The sequence below is a fragment of the Candidatus Protofrankia californiensis genome (genome assembly GCF_900634765.1).
Lineage (GTDB): Bacteria > Actinomycetota > Actinomycetes > Frankiales > Frankiaceae > Protofrankia > Protofrankia californiensis.
Window position 1 is genome coordinate 4,845 of the sequence record NZ_CAAAFT010000361.1, and the last position, 1,422, is coordinate 6,266.

2 protein-coding genes are annotated in these 1,422 nt (G+C 69.8%); both read right to left on the bottom strand.

Translation table 11 applies throughout. The features are described 5' to 3' along the window. Window positions 1–1,033 (bottom strand): AAA family ATPase (locus DD1DGNOD_RS18735; protein ID WP_206443292.1); only part of this gene is annotated, 1,033 nt, incomplete at its 3' end. Between the two features lie 63 nt (window positions 1,034–1,096). Beyond that, on the bottom strand, window positions 1,097–1,422 hold a 326-nt coding region (locus DD1DGNOD_RS18740; protein ID WP_241255828.1), incomplete at its 5' end, for a helix-turn-helix domain-containing protein.

The following is a 1,422-nucleotide window of genomic DNA, read 5'->3' on the forward strand; positions in this document are numbered from 1 at the left end:
GTTCGACCAGGGGCAGGCCCGCTTCCAGAAACGCCAGATAAAAACGCAGGTATGGGTCGGCCACCCGGTAGCGACGGTCCTTCTCAGCCGGTCTGGTCGACAACGGCGCGTCAACGGCAATCACCCGTTTGGCTTCCAGCAGACGCAGGGCGTTGGTCAGGGAGCTTGCCGCCATTGGCTCGGCCCGGGGGGACATCGCCGCGCGGACACCACTCCACGTGCGCTCGCCGGTACCGACCGCGGTGAGCACCGCCCGGGCCTGCAGATGCCCCGGGAACTCGGCGGCGAGCGAACGTTCACCCGAGACCAGCAGCGCCGATGTCGGATCGGCCAGCGACCCGGCGAGAAAGTCCTCGACGGACTGGCCGGGGCGCCATTCCTGGCAGATCAGCGGCAGGCCGCCGGTGACAAGATGCGCGTCGATCGCCTCGGCCGCCGGCAGGCCGAGCATGGCACCGACCTCGGCCGGGTTCAGCGCCGGCAGCACCATCACCGTGCCGCGCTGGTGGAACGGCCGCCGGTAGTCGTCCAGACGTTCCATCATGGCCAGATCCGAGCCGATGAGCACCAGCAGAACCGGCCGGTGCGCGAGCAGTGTGTCCCACGCCGTCTGCAACGTCCCTTCCAGCGTCGGGTCGGCTTCGATCAGCCAGGGCAGCTCGTCAACGACCACGATGCTCGGGGAGTCGGCGGGCAGCGCCGCGGCGAGCTGGCGGAACAACGCCGTCCAGGTCGGCAGCACCGTGCCGGCGGCGAACAGGTCCCGGCCCGGAAGCTCCGATTCGCCCACGGCGGCGGCGAACGCGACCCGCTCGGCCGCCGGATCAGCACCCTGGCTCGCCTGGAAGAACACCGACGGCACACCCGCCCGCTCGCAGAACACCTGGACCAGCCGGGACTTGCCGACCCGGCGCCGGCCCCGCAGCAGCACCGCCACCCCGGGAAGGTCACGCCGAGCGTCCCCCACCCTCCCCAGCAGAGCGTCCAACCGGGCAAGCTCAGCTGTCCGCCCGACGAACCCGCCCGCAGCCACCCGCACTCCTCCCAGCCAAACTACAACCGAGTGTAGTTCAACCCAGTGGAGTTACAGGCGCCATCAAGGGGCAGACGCGTCGCCGGTGCCGGTGCCGGTAGGCGCTGGTGACCCGTACATGCCCATCTCCACCGCGTCCGCGGTCATCTCCGCCAACAGCTCACGACGTCTACGGCTACGCCGCTGCTTGTAAGCGAGCACCTGCTCCAGCGGGATCCGCCGCGACGAACTCGGCCGGGAGTAGCCGATCTCCCCCGCCTCCAACAGTTTGATCAACGTTGGACGGGAGACACCCAGCAGATCGGCAGCCTCACGCGTCGTCAGCTCCTGGTCCACCGGCACCACCGCTACACCCCTGCCGGACGCGAGCACCTCGGCCACCCGCACAA